The organism is Micromonospora sp. NPDC023956 (assembly GCF_040639195.1).
GTDB lineage: Bacteria > Actinomycetota > Actinomycetes > Mycobacteriales > Micromonosporaceae > Micromonospora.
This window is the reverse complement of record NZ_JBEZZN010000010.1, coordinates 27,775-44,119: the sequence shown is the minus strand read 5'-3', so window position 1 is coordinate 44,119 and position 16,345 is coordinate 27,775. Positions and strand designations below refer to the sequence as shown.

14 protein-coding genes are annotated in these 16,345 nt (G+C 71.5%); 11 read left to right on the top strand and 3 right to left on the bottom strand.

All coding sequences use genetic code 11. From position 1 onward, the window contains the following. Window positions 1-55 precede the first annotated feature (55 nt). Genes AB0F58_RS19880 through AB0F58_RS19855 form a run of 6 tightly spaced genes read left to right on the top strand, consistent with a single transcriptional unit; the run spans window position 56 to window position 5,789 of the window. Window positions 56-1,267, top strand: a complete 1,212-nt coding sequence (locus tag AB0F58_RS19880) for a CoA transferase (RefSeq protein WP_357144686.1) — start codon at window positions 56-58, stop codon at window positions 1,265-1,267. Window positions 1,268-1,279: 12 nt separating this feature from the next. Further along, the gene (locus tag AB0F58_RS19875) at window positions 1,280-1,915 is read left to right on the top strand and encodes an isochorismatase family protein (protein ID WP_357144683.1); all 636 of its coding nucleotides are present in this window, start codon (window positions 1,280-1,282) and stop codon (window positions 1,913-1,915) included. Then, entirely contained in the window at window positions 1,915-2,928 is a 1,014-nt protein-coding gene (locus AB0F58_RS19870) for an ABC transporter permease (RefSeq protein ID WP_357144680.1), read from the top strand. The genes AB0F58_RS19875 and AB0F58_RS19870 overlap by 1 nt, the downstream gene beginning before the upstream one ends. After that, complete coding sequence (locus AB0F58_RS19865) at window positions 2,921-3,787, top strand: ABC transporter permease (protein ID WP_357144676.1); 867 nt, start codon at window positions 2,921-2,923, stop codon at window positions 3,785-3,787. The genes AB0F58_RS19870 and AB0F58_RS19865 overlap by 8 nt, the downstream gene beginning before the upstream one ends. Further along, the gene (locus AB0F58_RS19860) at window positions 3,784-4,833 is read left to right on the top strand and encodes an ABC transporter ATP-binding protein (protein ID WP_357144673.1); all 1,050 of its coding nucleotides are present in this window, start codon (window positions 3,784-3,786) and stop codon (window positions 4,831-4,833) included. Before AB0F58_RS19865 ends, AB0F58_RS19860 begins: the two co-directional genes overlap by 4 nt. Next, window positions 4,830-5,789, top strand: a complete 960-nt coding sequence (locus tag AB0F58_RS19855) for an oligopeptide/dipeptide ABC transporter ATP-binding protein (protein WP_357144670.1) — start codon at window positions 4,830-4,832, stop codon at window positions 5,787-5,789. The genes AB0F58_RS19860 and AB0F58_RS19855 overlap by 4 nt, the downstream gene beginning before the upstream one ends. A 76-nt stretch (window positions 5,790-5,865) precedes the next feature. Here the strand turns inward: AB0F58_RS19855 and AB0F58_RS19850 are convergent, their stop codons facing one another. Further along, window positions 5,866-6,522 (bottom strand): GntR family transcriptional regulator, encoded by a 657-nt coding sequence (locus AB0F58_RS19850; RefSeq protein WP_357144667.1) that lies wholly within the window; start codon window positions 6,520-6,522, stop codon window positions 5,866-5,868. A gap of 74 nt (window positions 6,523-6,596) precedes the next feature. Here AB0F58_RS19850 and AB0F58_RS19845 point away from each other — a divergent pair, with 74 nt between their 5' ends. Next, window positions 6,597-7,508 (top strand): hydroxymethylglutaryl-CoA lyase, encoded by a 912-nt coding sequence (locus AB0F58_RS19845; protein WP_357144664.1) that lies wholly within the window; start codon window positions 6,597-6,599, stop codon window positions 7,506-7,508. A 181-nt stretch (window positions 7,509-7,689) separates the two neighbouring features. On the opposite strand, the gene AB0F58_RS19840 is transcribed toward AB0F58_RS19845, so the two are convergent. Continuing rightward, complete coding sequence (locus AB0F58_RS19840; RefSeq protein ID WP_357144661.1) at window positions 7,690-10,665, bottom strand: BTAD domain-containing putative transcriptional regulator; 2,976 nt, start codon at window positions 10,663-10,665, stop codon at window positions 7,690-7,692. A gap of 89 nt (window positions 10,666-10,754) precedes the next feature. On the opposite strand from AB0F58_RS19840, the gene AB0F58_RS19835 reads away from it, so the two are divergent. Together AB0F58_RS19835 and AB0F58_RS19830 are read left to right on the top strand one after the other, a co-directional pair. Further along, entirely contained in the window at window positions 10,755-11,480 is a 726-nt protein-coding gene (locus AB0F58_RS19835) for a hypothetical protein (RefSeq protein ID WP_357144659.1), read from the top strand. Between the two features lie 22 nt (window positions 11,481-11,502). Further along, window positions 11,503-12,141, top strand: a complete 639-nt coding sequence (locus AB0F58_RS19830; protein ID WP_357144657.1) for a hypothetical protein — start codon at window positions 11,503-11,505, stop codon at window positions 12,139-12,141. Window positions 12,142-12,299: 158 nt separating this feature from the next. Here the strand turns inward: AB0F58_RS19830 and AB0F58_RS19825 are convergent, their stop codons facing one another. Beyond that, window positions 12,300-13,142, bottom strand: coding sequence for a DUF72 domain-containing protein (locus AB0F58_RS19825; protein WP_357145210.1), 843 nt, complete (start codon window positions 13,140-13,142; stop codon window positions 12,300-12,302). Window positions 13,143-13,499: 357 nt separating this feature from the next. Between AB0F58_RS19825 and AB0F58_RS19820 the strand changes: the two genes are divergently transcribed. Together AB0F58_RS19820 and AB0F58_RS19815 are read left to right on the top strand one after the other, a co-directional pair. Further along, entirely contained in the window at window positions 13,500-14,702 is a 1,203-nt protein-coding gene (locus AB0F58_RS19820) for a membrane dipeptidase (RefSeq protein WP_357144654.1), read from the top strand. Further along, the gene (locus tag AB0F58_RS19815) at window positions 14,699-16,324 is read left to right on the top strand and encodes an ABC transporter substrate-binding protein (protein WP_357144651.1); all 1,626 of its coding nucleotides are present in this window, start codon (window positions 14,699-14,701) and stop codon (window positions 16,322-16,324) included. The genes AB0F58_RS19820 and AB0F58_RS19815 overlap by 4 nt, the downstream gene beginning before the upstream one ends. Window positions 16,325-16,345 lie beyond the last annotated feature (21 nt).

Below are 16,345 nucleotides of genomic sequence, written 5' to 3'. Positions count from 1 at the left end.
GCGTACGACTGTTGTATACAAGAGCCGCTCGGGTGGCCTGCTATGAGAGGTGTCCATGTCTAGCGATCAGCACCACGAAGGACCGCTCCACGGCGTACGCGTAGTCGAGTTCGGGTCTCTGCTCGCGGGCCCCTTCTGCAGCCAACTGCTGGCCGACTTCGGCGCCGAGGTGATCAAGTGCGAACCGCCGCGCCAGGGCGACCCGATGCGCGAGTGGGGCCAGGAGAAGTCGCACGGCAAGTCGTTGTGGTGGCCGATCGTGGCGCGCAACAAGAAGTCGATCACCGTAGACCTGCGGACGCCCGAAGGGCAGGAGGTCGCCCGGCAACTGATCGCGCAGAGCGACGTGGTGGTCGAGAACTTCCGGCCCGGGACCATGGAACGCTGGGGCCTCGGGTACGAGGAGATCTCGGCGGACAACCCCGGTCTGGTCATGGTCCGGGTGTCCGGCTTCGGCCAGACCGGACCGTACTCGAAGCGACCCGGCTACGGCTCGGTCGGCGAGGCGATGGGCGGCCTGCGGTACGTCGTCGGCGACCCGCAGACCCCGCCGAGCCGGGTGGGGATCAGCCTCGGCGACTCGCTCGCCGGCACCTTCGCCGCGCTCGGCGCGGTGCTCGCCCTGCGGGTCCGCGACCAGAGCGGTCGCGGTCAGGTCGTCGACTCGGCGATCTACGAGGCGGTGCTGGCGATGATGGAGTCGCTGCTGCCGGAGTACGCGCTCGGCGGTCACGTGCGCGAGCGCACCGGCGCCATCCTGCCCAACATCGCCCCGTCCAACGTCTACCCGACCCGCGACGACGGGCTGCTGCTCATCGCGGCCAACCAGGACACCGTGTTCCGGCGGCTGGCGGTGGCGATGGACCTGGCCGACCTCGGCACCGACCCGCGCTTCGCCACCCACGCCGCGCGCGGTCGCCACCAGGTCGAACTGGACGAGATCATCTCGCAGTGGTCGTGCCGGTACGACACCGAGCACCTGATGACGGTGCTGGTCAAGCACGACGTGCCGGTGGGCCGGGTCTACCGCGCCCCGGAGATGCTGGGCGACGCGCACTTCGCCGCCCGCGAGGCGATCGTCCGGCTCGACCACCCCGAGTTCGGCGAGTTCCCCATGCAGAACGTCGTGCCGAGGCTGTCCAGGACCCCCGGCCGGATCAAGTGGACCGGCCCGCAACTCGGCGAACACACCGACGAGGTGCTGACCGACGTGGTCGGCCTGGCCACCGACGAGATCGACAAACTACGCGCCAGCGGCGTCATCTAGGAGGCGAACGCGGTGAACGACCTCGACGCGGACTACCGCCGGGCCGGCTTCGGCGGTGACCTGGGGCGCGGCACCCGCCGCGCGCTCCTGCTGGTCGACTTCGTCCGGGCCTACCTCGACCCGGCGTCACCGCTCTACGCCGGCTCGCCGGATCCGCCGGCCCTGCGGGCCAGCGCCGCGCTGCTCGACGCCGCCCGGCGGCACGGCACGCCGGTGGTGCACACCAGGGTGCTCCTCGCCCCGGGCGGGGCCGACGGGGGCCTGTTCACCCGTAAGGTGCCGGCGCTGCGGGTCTTCGAGCAGGGCAGCGCCTTCGCCGAGGCGCCGCCCAGTCTGGCCCCGGCGGCCGGCGAACTGGTCGTGACCAAGCAGTACGCCAGCGCGTTCTTCGGCACCAGCCTGGCCAGCAGCCTGCGGGTGCTGGGCGTGGACGCCCTGCTCGTCGCGGGCGCGTCGACCAGCGGGTGCGTCCGGGCGAGCGCGGTGGACGCGTTACAACACGGATTCGTCCCGCTCGTCGTCGCCGACGCGTGCCTGGACCGGGACCCGCGGCCGCACTCCGCCGCGCTCTTCGACCTCGGGGCCAAGTACGCCGAGGTCGTGACCCTGGACGAGGCGACGACCCTACTCGGACCGGGAGGTGTGTGATGCGGGTCCTCGGTTACGCGCGACGACGGGTGCTCTTCCTGCCGGTCGGGCTGCTGTCCGTCATCATCCTGGCGTTCCTGCTGGTCAACGCCCTGCCGGGCAACCCGGTCGGGGTCATCGCGGGCCCGGCCGCCTCGCCGGAGGAGATCGCCGCGATCGAACGCCGGCTCGGCCTGGACCGGCCGCTGTGGGAGCGGTTCGTCGACTACGTCGCCAACCTGGTCCGTGGTGACCTCGGCTCGTCGTACTACACCGACCGGCCGATCCTCTCCGAGATCATGCGGTTCGCCCCGGCCACGCTCGAACTGGTCTTCCTCTCCCTCACCATCGCCGCGCTCCTCGGGGTGGGCCTCGGCACGCTCGGGGCGTACTACAAGGGCACGATGGCCGACCGGACCTCCCGGTTCGTCATCACCACGTTCCAGTCGATCCCGGACTTCTTCCTGGCCCTGCTCCTCATCTACCTCTGCTTCTACCTCGCCGGATGGGCACCGGCCCCGGTGGGCCGGCTCGGTCTGATGGACGAGCCGCCGCCGACCGTGACCGGGGCACTGCTGGTCGACTCGCTGATCTCCGGTGACATGCAGGTCTTCCGGTCGGCGGTGGCCCACTCGATGCTGCCGGTGCTGACGCTCGGCATCTACTACTCGGCGTACTTCGCCCGCAGCACGTACGCCTCGCTGGTGCCGGCCCTGGAGTCCAAGCAGGTCGAGTTCGCGCGGGCCTGTGGCCTGCCGGAGCGGACCGTCCTCGCGTACGCCTTCCGGCAGGCGCGGACCCCGATCCTGACCTACGGGGGCATCCTCCTCGCCGCGCTGCTCGGCGGCGCGGCGATCATCGAGACCATCTTCTCGTGGGGTGGCTTCGGGGAGTGGGCGATCGACTCCATCCTCCAGCTCGACATGCCGGCCGTCCAGGGCTTCATCCTGGCCGCCGGCCTGGCGACCCTGTTGGCCTTCACCGCACTGGACATCCTGGTCGCGGTGCTCGATCCGAGGGTGCGTTATGACTGAGACCCTGGCCGCCGACCCCACCACGGTCACCACCGGCGTGACGAGGAAACGACGCCGGGGTCGCGGACGGCTGCGGCTGTGGGTGCCCACCGGCATCCTCACCGCCATGCTGGCGGCGGCCTACCTCGCCCCGCTGCCGCACGACCCCGCCGAGCCGCTGCCCAACACGCTCGCGCCACCGGACGGCGAGCACTGGATGGGCACCGACAAGTTCGGGCTCGACGTGTTCAGCCGGCTGGTGGCCTCGGCGGGGGTGGACATCCCGCTGGCGCTCGCCGGCATGGTGATCTCCCTCGTGATCGGGGTGCTGCTCGGGCTGGCCGCCCTGCACCGGGGGCCCTGGGGGGAACGCGTCGTCCGCGCGCTCGACGTCTTCCAGGCCTTCCCGCTGCTCATCCTCGCCATCGCCCTGGTCGCGCTGATGGGGAACAACATCGAGAACGTCGTCGTCGCCATCGCCATCATCAACGTCCCCCGGTTCGTCCGGCTGGTCCGCAGCGAGGGCCTGACCATCCGGGAGAGCCGGTACATCGAGGCGGCGCACGCCATCGGGGCGACCGGGCCGCGCGTCATGTTCCGGCACGTCCTGCCGAACATGACCGGCATCATCCTGGCCCAGGCGTCGCTGGCGGTGGCGCACTCGATCGTGGTGATCGCCTCGCTCTCCTTCCTCGGCATCGGCATCAACGCCGCCGACGCCAGCTGGGGAGCCATGATCCAGACAGGAGCGCAGAACATGGCGACCGGCCAGTGGTGGGTCTCGGTCTTCCCGGGCCTGGCCATCTTCCTGACCGTGCTGTGCTTCAACGCCATCAGCGACGAGTTGCAGGACACCTTCGGCCGGGCGAGGCAACGGTGAGTGCCCTGGACGCGCTGCGTCGCCCGCGCGCCCGCCCCACCTTGCCGGAGAACGGCGGGCCGGGGAGCCGTCTTCTCGAGGTGAGCGGCCTGACCACGCGGTTCGACACCCCGGACGGCGTGGTGCACGCGGTCAACGGCGTCGACTTCCACGTCGACCGGGCCGAGGTCGTCGGCGTGGTCGGCGAGAGCGGGTGCGGGAAGTCGGTCACCATCCGGTCGATCCTCGGCCTGGTCCGCCCCCCGGGGCGGGTGGTGGACGGCACCGTCCGCTTCGACGGCGTCGACCTGCTCGGCCTGCGCCGTACGGAGCTGCGCCGGCTGCGCGGCAAGGAGATCGGCTTCATCGCGCAGAACCCGTTCAGCGCGCTGAACCCGGTGATGCGGATCCACCGGCAGTTCGGCACCATCCTGGCCGCGCACGGCGCGAAGTCCGACGGCGAGGTCCGGGACCGGGCCCGCGCCGCGCTGGCGGACGTCGGCATCGCCGGGCCGGACCGGGTGCTCGACGGCTACGCCCACCAGCTCAGCGGCGGCATGGCCCAGCGGGTCGTCATCGCCATGGCGATGCTGCTCAACCCGGCCTTCGTCATCGCCGACGAGCCGACCACCGGTCTGGACCTGACCGTGCAACGGCAGATCCTCGACCTCATCCGGGGTCTGGTCCGCGAGCACGGCCGGTCGATGCTGCTGGTCACCCACGATCTCGGGGTGGTGGCCCAGTACTGCGACCGGGTGGTCGTCATGTACGCCGGCAAGGTCATCGAACACGGGACGGTCCGGGAGGTGCTCAACACGCCGCGCCACCCGTACACGCAGGCGCTCGTCCGGGCCATTCCCCGGCCGGGCCGGCCGCTGGTGCACCTCACCGGGCGGCTCCCGGACCTCGTCGACTACCCGACCGGGTGCCCCTTCCGGGCGCGGTGCCCGCACGCCTTCGAGCCCTGCGGCCACGTGGTTCCCGAGGCGGTGACGGTGGCGTCCGGTCAGACGTACTGGTGCCACCTGCCCGAGGAGAGGCCCGAGGAGAGGGAGGCCGTCCGGTGAGCCTGCTGGAACTGACGAACGTCAGCAAGGAGTTCGACCTCGGTGGCTCCACCCGGGTCTACGCGCTCGACGACGTGTCCCTCTCGGTGGACGCCGGCGAGACGTTGGCGATCATCGGGGAGAGCGGGTCCGGGAAGTCGACGTTGGGCCGGTTGGCCCTGCGGCTGATCGAGCCGACCCGTGGCTCGGTCCGCTTCGAGGACACCGACGTGCTCGCGCTCCGGGGCCCCGACCTGCGGCGGCTACGGGCCCGGCTCCAGATCATCTTCCAGGAGCCGTTCGAGTCGTTGAACCCGCGCATGCGCGTCGCCGACATCGTCGGCGAGCCGCTGGCCATCCACCGGCCGAAGACGTCCGCCCAGGACCGTCGGGCCCGGGTCGACCGGGTCATCGAGCAGGTCGGGCTCGCGCCCGACATGGCGCGCCGGTATCCCGGTGAACTCAGCGGTGGGCAGCAGCAGCGGGTGGGCATCGCCCGGGCCATCGTCACCGAGCCGTCCCTGATCGTCCTCGACGAGCCCACCTCGTCGCTCGACCTCTCGGTCCGCGCCCAGATCCTGCAACTCCTGGCGGACCTCCAGGCCGAACTCGGCATGGGCTACCTGTTCATCTCGCACGACATCCACACCGTCCGGTACGTCAGTGACCGGATCGCGGTCATGTACCGGGGACGCGTCGTCGAGACCGGCCCCTCCGAGCGGGTCTTCGCCGACCCGCAGCACCCGTACACCCGGGCGTTGCTGGCCGCGGCCCTCTCCGTCGACCCCGACGAGGAGATGCCGCCGGCCCGGCTGGTCGGTGATCCGCTGAGCCCGACCACGCTGGTGCAGGGCTGCGTCCTGTATGGACGGTGCCCGGTCGGCGAGGACCGTTGTGTGCAGACCGAGGTACGGCTCATGCCGTACGACGAAGGACGCGAGGTCGCCTGCATCAAGCCGGGCGCCGCCGGGAGCTGACCACCCGGCGGTGCCCCGCCGGCTGACCACCCGACGGTGCCCGGCTGGCGACCACCCGGCGGTGCCCGCCGACCCGTCAGAAGTCGGTACGCCCCACCATGCCGTCCAGCAGCACCGTCCGGGCGGCCAGTACGTGCGCCCGCATCGTGCTCGACGCCCACTCGGCGTCCCCGGCCTTCAGCGCCGCCACCAGGTCCCGGTGGTGCGCCATGCTGCGGGCCAGCGCGTCCGGAGTGTAGAGACGGAACGCCCGGACGACGAGGGGAACCTCCACCACCGCCGACAGCAGCGAGCTGAGCCGGGAACTGGCGGCGGCGCTGACGACCAGGGAGTGCAGTTCGGCGTTCAGGGTGGCGATCTGCTCCAGATCCTGGTCGGTGCCCCGCTGCGCCCGCTCCTCCATCTGGTCGCAGAGCAGGTCCAGCCGGGGCAGACAGGCGGCGTCGATCCGCTTGGCGGCCAGGGCCGCGCCGTAGCTCTCCAGGCGGGCCCGGATCTCGTAGATCTCCTGGAGATCGGCGAGCGACCACTCCGCCACCCGCGCCCCACGGTTGGGCTGGGACACGACGAGACCCTCGGCGGTGAGCCGGCGCAGGGCCTCCCGGACCGGGGTCCGGCTCACCCCGAACTGCCGGGACAGTTCCACCTCGCCGAGGCGCTCACGCGGACGGATCGTGCCACTGAGAATGGCACTCCGTAACGCCTCGTAGGCGTCCTCCGCAGCATTCGTCACCGGTGCCTCCGTTGTGTGAGCGGCCTGCGGCAGTGTCCTTGCCGCGTCCCCCGACGGTCTGAGATTGTATACACATGGCGGTTGAAGTGGTGGAAGTGTCTCCTCGGGACGGTCTGCAGAACGAACCCGAGATCCTGTCGACGGAGAGCAAGGTCGCGCTCATCCAGCGGTGCGTCGAGGCGGGCGCCCGGCGGATCGAGGCGGTCTCGTTCGTCCGCGCCGACCGGGTGCCCCAGATGGCCGACGCGGAAGCCGTCATGGCCGCGGTGCCCCGGCGCGACGACGTGTCGTACATCGGACTGGTGCTCAACCGACGCGGGCTGGACCGGGCGCTCGCGGCCGGGGTGGACGAGGTGAACTGCGTGGTGGTCACCACCGAGACCTTCAGCCGACGCAACCAGGGCGCCTCCGTCGACGAGATGGTCCGGGCCTGGTCCGACATCGCGCGGGACGCCCACGCGGCCGGCGTGCGGGTCAGCGTCACCGTGGCCGCCGCCTTCGGCTGCCCCTTCGAGGGCGACGTCTCCCCGGCGACCGTCGGCGAACTGGTCCGCCGGCTGACCGACGCGGAGCCCGACGAGATCGCCCTGGCGGACACCATCGGGGTCGGCGTTCCGGCGCAGGTCCGGCAGGTGGTGGCGGCGGTGCGCGCGGCTGCTCCGGGCGTGTCGCTGCGCGCCCACTTCCACGACACGCGCAACACCGGGATCGCCAACGCGCTGGCGGCGGTGGAGGCCGGCGTGACCGTGCTCGACGCGAGCGTCGGCGGCATCGGGGGCTGCCCCTTCGCCCCGGCGGCCACCGGCAACGTGGCGACCGAGGATCTGACCTACGCGCTGCACCGCTCCGGCCACCCGACCGGCCTCGACCCGCGGAAGGTGATCGAGACGGCGGCCTGGATCGGCGAGCAGCTCGGCAGGACCCGCCTGCCGGCCGCCCTCGGCCGGGCCGGCTGGTTCCCCGGCGACCCGGACGGGCGGAGCTGAACGACCACCGGCACCGGACAGCTCCGGCTCGACGTCGTGACCGGACGGGCCGGCTGGGCGGGGGCGTGACCGGACGGGCCGGCTGGGCGGGGGCGTGACCGGACGGGCCGGCTGGGCGGGGGCGTGACCGGACGGGCCGGCTGGGCGGGGGCGCAGGTCGCCCCGGCCGGTGGCCGACGGGCTACCGGCGCTCGCGGGACGCGCCGCGGGGGGTACGCCGAAGCGGCGAACCGGCCGTGCCGGCCGGACAGGGGTCGTCGTCCCGGAGCCCGAACCGGGACCGGAGTTCCGCGCGGACCTCGTCGGCCTCGGGGCTGCCCACGTCGGTGAAGACGGCCAGGGCCAGCCGCAGCCGGCGTACCCCCCGGTCGACGTCGCCGTGCCGGCAGAGCATCAGGCCGAGCCGCCGCAGCGCCACCGCCTCCCCGTGCCGGAACTCGGCCTGGCGCATCGCCTCCACGGCCAGCTCGGCGTAGCGGATCGCCGATTCGACCTGCCCGGCGCCCAGGCAGGCGTCGGCCAGGGTGCCCATCATGCTGCCCCGGTTGCGCTCGTTGACCGGCACCCCGGCGACGGCCAGACCACGGCGCAGGTAGCGCAGCGCGGAGTGGTAGCGCCCGAGCAGGCACTGCACCTCGCCGAGGTTGCCCAACGCGTTCGCCTCGATCTCGGGGGCCTGACTGCGGCGGGCGAGGCGGACCGCCGTCCGGCAGAACCGGACCGCCTCCTCGTGGCGGCCGGCGAGCCGGTACGCCATCCCGATGTTGCCGGTGGTCGCGGCGCAGGAGCGCAGGTCACCGAGGCGTCGACGCAGTCGTAGGCTCCGCTTGAAGCAGGCGGCCGACTCGTCGTACTCACCGGCCATGCCGTGCAGGACGCCGAGCTGGTTGAGCGCGCGGGCCCGACCCTCGTCGTCGCCGGCCGCCTCGCTGATCTCCAGGCTGCGCCGGAGCAGGGGTGTCGCCTCGTCGGTGCGGTTGCGGTGGAAGTGGGCCACCGCCAGGTCGTGCAGCAGTCGGGCCTGCGCCACCGGGTCGCCGAGCCGCTCCGCCGCAGCCACCCCGGCCCGGTCCACGGTGACCCAGTCGTCCACGTGGCCGCGCATCTCGAAGAAGAGGAAGAGGCTGTCGGCCAGGTCGACGCCGGCGCGGGCGGTGGCCTCCGCCCTGGCGGCCTGGACGACCGCCGCCACCAGGTTCGGTCGCTCGGCGGACAACCAGGCCAGCGCCGTCGCGGCGTCGTCGAAGGCGGACGGACCGGTGACGGCCGGTACCCGGGTGCCGGGACGGAGCAGGCCCAACGCCTGGCGGGTCCGCTCCAGGCAGTACGCGAGCAGCCGGTCCACCGCCGCCGCGCGGACCTGGTCCGGCTCCTCGTCGGCCCGCTCGCGGGCGAAGAGCCGGATCAGGTCGTGCATGGCGTACCGGCCGGCAGTGGTCTCGTCGAGCAGCCGCGCGTCGACCAGTTCGTCGAGCGCGTCGAGGGCCCGGGGCGGGTCGACGTCGAGCAGCGCGGCGGCCACCTCGCAGGTGACGTCCATGCTGTCGACGGCACCGACGAGCCGGAACAGCCGGGGTGCCAGCGGATGCGTCAGGTGCTGGTAGCTGACCAGGAAACTGGTGCGTACCGCGATGTCGCCCAGGCGCAGTTCGTGCAGTCGTCGGTGCTCGTCGCGCAGGCGGTCGTCCAGGGTGGCCAGGCTCCAGGCCGGTCGGGCGGCCAGCCGGGCCCCGGCGATCCGGACGGCCAGCGGCAGCCCGCCGAGCCGGCGGACCAGCCGGGCCGCGGTGTCCTCCTCGGCGTCCACCCGGAGGTGGCCGGCGAGCCGGCGGAGCAGGTCGACGGCGTCGGCGTCGTCGAGCACGTCGAGTTCCAGGTAGCTGGCCCCGTCGACGTCGGTGAGCTTCCGTCGCGAGGTCACCAGGACCGCGCAGCCGTCGGCGGCCGGGACGAGGGGTCGTACCTGGGCGGCGTCGTGGGCGTTGTCGAGGACCAGCAGCACCCGCCGGTCGGCGAGCAGGGAGCGCAGCGCGGCCGAGGCCTCCGCCACGTCGGTGGGGATCGCCGGCTCGGCCACGCCGAGCACCCGGAGGAACCGGCCCAGCGCGGCCAGTGGCGGGAGCGGGCTGGTGCCGGCTGTCGCGCCCCGCAGGTCGACGTAGAGCTGCCCGTCCGGGAAGGAGTCGGCCACCTGGTGCGCGGCCTGCACCGCCAGGGCCGACTTGCCGACGCCGGCCGGCCCGGTGACCACGTACAGCGGCATCGGCCGCCCCGGCGTGGCGGTCAACGCGTCCCCCGGCCGGGCGGTCAGCGCCGCGCGCAGCCCGGCGAGGGCCCGGTCCCGTCCGACGAGCACCGGGGCGGTGTGCGGCAACTCCCGGACGGCGGTACGGGCGGACCGCCCCGGGGTGGTCGCGGACGGGTTCGGCCGGCGGGCCAACTCGGCGAGCCGGTGCAGCACCGGACCCGGTTCCATGGTCAGTTCGTCGGCCAGCGCCCGACGGTAACTCCGGTACGCGTCGACGGCCTCGCCGCGCCGACCGAGGTGGTGCAGCGTCATCACCTGCTGCTCGACGAAGCGTTCGTGCAGCGGGTACCGGGCCACGAGTTCGTCCAGCACCACCAGCATCTCGTCGTGCCGGCCCAGGTCGAGTTCGACGTCGACGTGCTCCTCGTACGCCGTCAGCCGCCGCCGGGCCAGCCAGGCGACACTGCCGCCGAACCCGCCCAGTCCCGCCACGTCGGCCAGCGGAGCGCCCCGCCACAGGTCCAGCGCGGACCGGTAGAGCGTGGCGGCGCGCGGGGTCAGACCGGCGCGTACGGCGGCGCGGCCGGCCTCCAGCAGGGCGTCGAACCGGGTCACGTCGAGGTCGTCCGGGTCGACGGCGATCCGGTAGCCGGGCGGGTCGGAGGCCAACCGGTCACCTGTCAGCTGGCGCAGGCGCCACACGTACAGCTGCACGTTCTTGCGGGCGGTGCGCGGCGGGTCGTCGCCCCACAGCAGGTCGACGATGTCGTCGACCGGGGTGATCCGGTTGAGGTGCAGGAGCAGGGCGGCGAGTACCGCGCGCTGCCGGGGCGGCCCGGCCGGAACCGGCTGACCGTCCGCCCAGACCTGTACCGGTCCGAGCAGTCCGAAGGTCAGCCGGCCACCCATGGCACCGCAGCATAGCGAGCCGCATATACCAAAAATAGATCGACAGTTGGGAATCTTCGCGGCACTCGATCAGGGAAAGGGGATCTCCCGTGTCCGACCGAACCGCCGGGGAGCGGTTGCCGGCGTGGGTGCCGGCGATGTGGGCCGCCGTGCTCTTCGCCGCACTGCTGACACCTGCCAGCCCGGCCCACGCCTCCCACCCGAACCCGTCCTCCACCCGCCACCTGCACACCATGCACTACGCCTCGTCCGGCACCGCCGCGGGCGCCAACGACGAGCAGTTCTGCGTCGAGTCGAAGGACACCGCGAAGGTCAGCCACAGCTCGGCCCGTGCGTTCGTCAAGCAGACCCTGACCGAGATGGGCGCCGGCAAGGTCTGGGACGGCCTGGGCAACTGGCGCATCGACCTGTGGGCGACCGCCAGCAACTGCACGTCGTACCCGGCCTCGACCCGCAACACCATCGAGATCGAGGTCCACTACGGCTGGGACTGGAGCAGCCGCTGCGGCGGGTCGGTCGGCTACTACAACTGCGTGGTGCACGACAACGCGGTCTGGGACGCCGCCCACGGCCACTACGACAGCCAGTGGGCGTACGTCTACCTGGTGTTCAGCTCCGGCGGACGCCTGGACACCGTGGGGCGGGCCTTCATCAACCACGAGTTCGGCCACGTCTTCGGGCTCACCGACGACAACGGCGTGTGCAACCCGCCCAGCCTCATGCACAGCACGATCGTCGGCTACAGCTGCAACAACTGGCCCAACTGGTACCCCAGCCCGTCCGACTTCCAGTCCGTCGTCAACGTGATGGCCTGACCGGCACGGAAGGAGGCCCGAGATGGCACGAGGTTCCGCACGGACCCGTCTGGTGACCACGCTGACGGCCTGCCTCGCGTCGGCGCTGGCCGCCGGGGCGATCGTGCTGGCCGTGCTCGACCGCTCCGGCGGCCACGACCACGCCGACCACGCCCACCTCGACACGGCCAGCGGACTGCTCGTCACCAACCGGCCGTCCCTGCGGATGTGTGTCGAGGCCGGCTCGGGCGCGGAGCGGGGTGCCGTCCGGGCCGACCTGCTCGCCGGCCTGGACCGGGCCCGCGCGGACCCGAACTGGGCCGGCGCCTACGGCCGGGCGCGGCTCGCCCCGTCGACCGTCCTGGAGTTCGGCTGCCCGGCCCCGAGGCTGCCGGACCGGGCCGGCCGGACGGCGCTCGCCGGACCCGGACTCACCGCCGACCCGAGCGCCTACCGCGTCTGGGTCTACGTCCTCGACGAGCCGACCGCCGACCGGATCCTCGGCGCCGGCCAGCCGGCCGACGTCGCGACCGCCGAACTGATGCGCGAGGGACCGAGCCTCTGGCCGGTCTCCACCGCCCTGCTGATCCGGCAGAGCCGACTGGGCGACCCGACCACCGTGGGTCGCCTCCTCCGCACCGCGCTGGGCCTGACCAGAGCGGAGTCGAACGAGCTTCCGTGACCACGGAACCACCGGGCCGAGGACGAGATCGGCGACGGCCGGTACGTCTCCGGCGGCTCGCCCCGACCGGCTCGTCCGGCATCGTCGCGCCGAGTTGCCGACCCTCGCGAGCCCGTGCCCGCCGGGGCGGCCCCGTTCCCGGGCACGGGCGGCGGCGGTCAGAACAGGGTCAGCGGCTCGACCGGGTTCGGCGCGACCGGGATCGGCTCGGGCAGCGGTGCCAGATCGGGTACCCGTGCCCGCACCTCGTCGTGGAATCGGCGGGCGAGCACCGGCGCGTCGGCGTTGTCCGGGGTGTGGACGAAGACGGTGGGGGAGCGCCCCTCCCGCAGCCACCCGGCGACCACGTCGATCCAGTGCCGCCAGCCCTCGACCGTCCGGGCGGTGTCGTCGCGGCCGAGGTACCGGACGATCGGCCGGTCGGTCAGGGCGCACGTCCGCAGCGGCATGCGCGGCTTCTTCGTCCAGGCGTCCCGTTCCGCGTCGCTGGTCGGTGGGCTCCGGAAGAACGCGGTGGTGTCGAAGGGGATCCACTCGGCGTTGGCGTCGGTGAGCACCCCTTCGAGGAGCCGTACCGCGTGGGGATCGGCGAAGAACGCCGGGTGGCGGACCTCGACGGCGTACCGGTGGGTGGTGGGGAGCCGGCGCAGGAAGCGGGCCAGGGTGGGTACGTCGGTCGGGGCGAACGAGCCGGGAAGCTGGATCCAGAGGGCGTGCGCCCGGGGCCCGAGCGGTTCGATCGCGTGCAGGAAGGCGCGCAGCGGCTCGTCGGCGCCGGTGAGGCGCTGGTCGTGCGTGACGGTCCGGGGCAGTTTCAGCACGAATCGGAAGTCGGGGTCGGTCTGGTCCGCCCAGGTGGTGACGGTCTCCCGGGCCGGGGTGGCGTAGAAGGTGGTGTTCCCCTCGACCGCGTCGCACCAACCGGCGTAGTGCCGGAGGCGCTCGTGGGCCGGCAGGGGGTACGGCTGGATCCGCCCCTGCCACGCCTTGAGGCTCCACATCGCGCACCCCACGTGCAGCCGCATGCTGCCACTCCTCCCCGTCGACGTGTCCGGACACGGTATCCGGCCGGAACAGTCCTGACCTTGCCGTGATTGGTCTGACCTCCTGGCCGGTGCGCGGCGGTTGGAGATCGTCCGTTCGGGTGGGATGGGATCGTGCGGGCGGTGCGTCCCTGCCTGCCCGGCGAGTGGAGATTTCTCCGATCCTCGTCCTGACCTGCGGGAATGTTGCCCATTTCAGGTAACGGTCGGGTCACGGGCTATTCCCGAGGTGTTCAGTGCTGGACTAGCGTCCGGGGAGGCATGAGGTCAGACCTCATTCCTCAGACCTCTACCCCGGACGAGGTGAGTTGACGAGTGCAGGAACCCGCCCCCCGCTACGCCGGATACCGGTCCTTCGACTACTTGACGCCGCACGTCGACTACAAGGTCTTCGCGCTCGCGCCGCAGGTGGGTCGGGTACCGGAACACGACCTCGGCCTCAGTGACGACCAGCGCGCCCGGGTCGCCCGGCTGCTCCGTGAGCAGATGGCCATCTCGCTGCACGAACACCCGAAGATCCTGCCGGCGGACGTGTCGCAGTTGCGGGACTACAACCGCACCGGACGCAACGCGTTCGGCTTCGACGGCCTGGCCCGCTCCGGCATGACTGCGGTCTTCGACAACTTCATGAACGGCACCGGCTGCGTGACCAGCGAGCACGCCTGGAAGTGGGACGACGTCATCTACGACATCGGCCTGCGCTTCGCCGACGTCGCCAAGCAGGACCACGTGGTGGTGGCGACGACGCTGGACCAGATCTTCGAGGCCAAGCGCAACGGCCAGATCGCCCTGGTGGCGGGTCTGGAGGCGGCCACGATGATCGAGAACGAGCTGGACCGGATCGACATCCTCTACGGCTTCGGCGTCCGCCAGATGGGCATCGCCTACAGCCAGGCGAACATGCTCGGCAGCGGCCTCTCCGAAACCCGCGACGGGGGGCTGACCCACTTCGGGCGGCGCGCGGTGGACCGGATGAACAAGCTGGGCATCGCCATCGACATCTCGCACTCCGGCGACCAGACCTCGCTGGACGTGGTCGAGGCCAGTCGGGTTCCGGTCTTCATCACCCATGCCGGGGCCCGTGCGGTCTGGAACACCCCTCGGATGAAGCCGGACGAGGTGATCCGGGCCTGCGCCGAGCGGGGTGGCGTGATCGGCATCGAGGCCGCTCCGCACACCACCCTCTCGGCGGACCATCCGCACCACTCGATCGAGTCGGTGATGGACCACTTCACGTACTGCGTGGAGCTGGTCGGCATCGACCACGTGGCGTTCGGCCCGGACACCAACTTCGGTGACCACGTCGGGCTGCACGACAGCTTCACCCAGCACCTGGCGATCGGGCAGGCCCACGGCGTCGTGGACCACCCCCGGGTCGAGTACGTGAGCGGCATGGAGAACCCGGGCGAGTGCTTCAGCAACATCGTCGGGTGGTTGGTCGCGCACGGTTACTCCGACGACGAGATCGCCAAGGTCATCGGCGGCAACATCATCCGGGTTCTTCAGGAGGTTTGGTGAAAAAGACAGTCAAGGGTCGGTGGCGGCTCGCTGTCGCGCTCGGCGTGGCGGCCACGCTGGGCGTCTCCGGGTGCGGCCTGAACGGGGACGACTCGTCCTCCGGCAACTCGGCGGGCTCGTCGGTGCTGCGGATCGGCACCACCACCGACGTCAGCAACTTCAACCCGCTCCAGTCGCTGAGCAAGACCGACTCGTGGATCCTCAACGCGATGTACCCGCACCTGCTGCGGATCGACGAGAGCGCGAAGAAGGCCCCGGAGCTGGCCAAGGAGTACCGCTACGAGGACGACGGCAAGACCGCCGTCTTCGTCCTCCGGGACGACTTCAAGTGGACCGACGGCAAGCCGGTGGTCGCCGAGGACGTCAAGTTCAGCGCCGAGCAGATCATGAAGTACAAGCTCGGCAACGTCGCGGCGAAGCTGACCTGGGTCGAGTCGATCGAGGCGCCGGACGCGACCACGGTCAAGTTCCGGCTCTCCCAGCCGTACGCGCCGTTCGCCGAGGGCGTCGGTTTCTGGATGTCGATCGTGCCGAAGCACGTCTTCGAGTCCGCCGGTGACCTCTCCAAGTTCCCGAACGACTCGAACTGGGTCGGGGCCGGCCCGTTCGTGCTGGAGAGCATGACCAAGGGCCAGCGCTACGTGATGAAGCGCAACGAGAACTACCCGCTCGCCCCCGACGGCAAGGCCGCCGTCAGCCAGGTCGAGTACCGGGTCTACCCGGACGTCAACACGATGATGCTGGCGCTGCGCAACGGTGACATCGACCTGATGGGCACGCCGGTGCCGGTGTCGGCGGCGAAGACCTTCGAGGGCGACTCGAAGATCAAGATGGCGAAGGTCGGCGCGCTCGGCTTCGCCCACCTGACCTACAACATGAAGAACAAGCAGCTCGCCGACCAGCAGGTCCGGCAGGCGCTCTCGATGTCGGTGGACACCAAGTCGATCATCTCGGCGGTGCTCCAGGGCGACGCCCAGCAGATGGCCGGGCCGATCTCGCCGATCTTCTCGGACTACGACAACACCGAGATCCAGCCGTACCCGTTCGACCCGGCGGGCGCGAAGGCCAAGCTCACCGCGGCCGGCTACCGGGACGGCAACGGCGACGGTTTCTTCGACGAGCTGAACTTCGGCGTGGCCTGTGACCAGTCGAACGCGAACATCACCCGGGTGGTGCAGCTCTTCCGGGAGAGCGCGGCCAAGGCCGGCATCAAGCTGGAGAACGAGTGCGTCGAGCGGAACACGTTCCTCTCCCGCACCAAGAACGGTGAGTACGACATCGACGCCTCGCAGTGGGGCGTGTTCGACAACCCGATGGACCAGCTGCGCAGCACCTACCTGTCCAGCAACCCGGGTGGCATCAACTACAACCTGCTCGAGTCGCCCGAGATCGACCGGCTGATCAACGACGCCGCCGGCACCACCGACCCCGAGGCGTTCAAGACCAAGATCAAGAACATCGACAAGGTCGTGCACGAGCAGGCGTACCTGACCCCGCTGTACGTGGAGAACTTCCAGTTCGCCTACAACGCCAGCAAGTTCACCGGCTTCGCCCCGTCGCCGTCGGACCTGCTCGGCATGGTCACCGCGTACTCGCTGGCCCAGGTCAAGCCGGCCAGCTAGCCAGCCCCAACCAGAGGAGAG

Excerpts from the sequence above, each read along its gene's own strand:
- AB0F58_RS19880 (WP_357144686.1), top strand. The coding sequence starts at position 56 with ATGTCTAGCGATCAGCACCACGAAGGACCGCTCCACGGCGTACGCGTA.
- AB0F58_RS19870 (WP_357144680.1), top strand. The coding sequence starts at position 1,915 with ATGCGGGTCCTCGGTTACGCGCGACGACGGGTGCTCTTCCTGCCGGTC.
- AB0F58_RS19865 (WP_357144676.1), top strand. The coding sequence starts at position 2,921 with ATGACTGAGACCCTGGCCGCCGACCCCACCACGGTCACCACCGGCGTG.
- AB0F58_RS19845 (WP_357144664.1), top strand. The coding sequence starts at position 6,597 with ATGGCGGTTGAAGTGGTGGAAGTGTCTCCTCGGGACGGTCTGCAGAAC.
- AB0F58_RS19840 (WP_357144661.1), bottom strand. The coding sequence starts at position 10,665 with ATGGGTGGCCGGCTGACCTTCGGACTGCTCGGACCGGTACAGGTCTGG.
- AB0F58_RS19830 (WP_357144657.1), top strand. The coding sequence starts at position 11,503 with ATGGCACGAGGTTCCGCACGGACCCGTCTGGTGACCACGCTGACGGCC.
- AB0F58_RS19825 (WP_357145210.1), bottom strand. The coding sequence starts at position 13,142 with ATGTGGAGCCTCAAGGCGTGGCAGGGGCGGATCCAGCCGTACCCCCTG.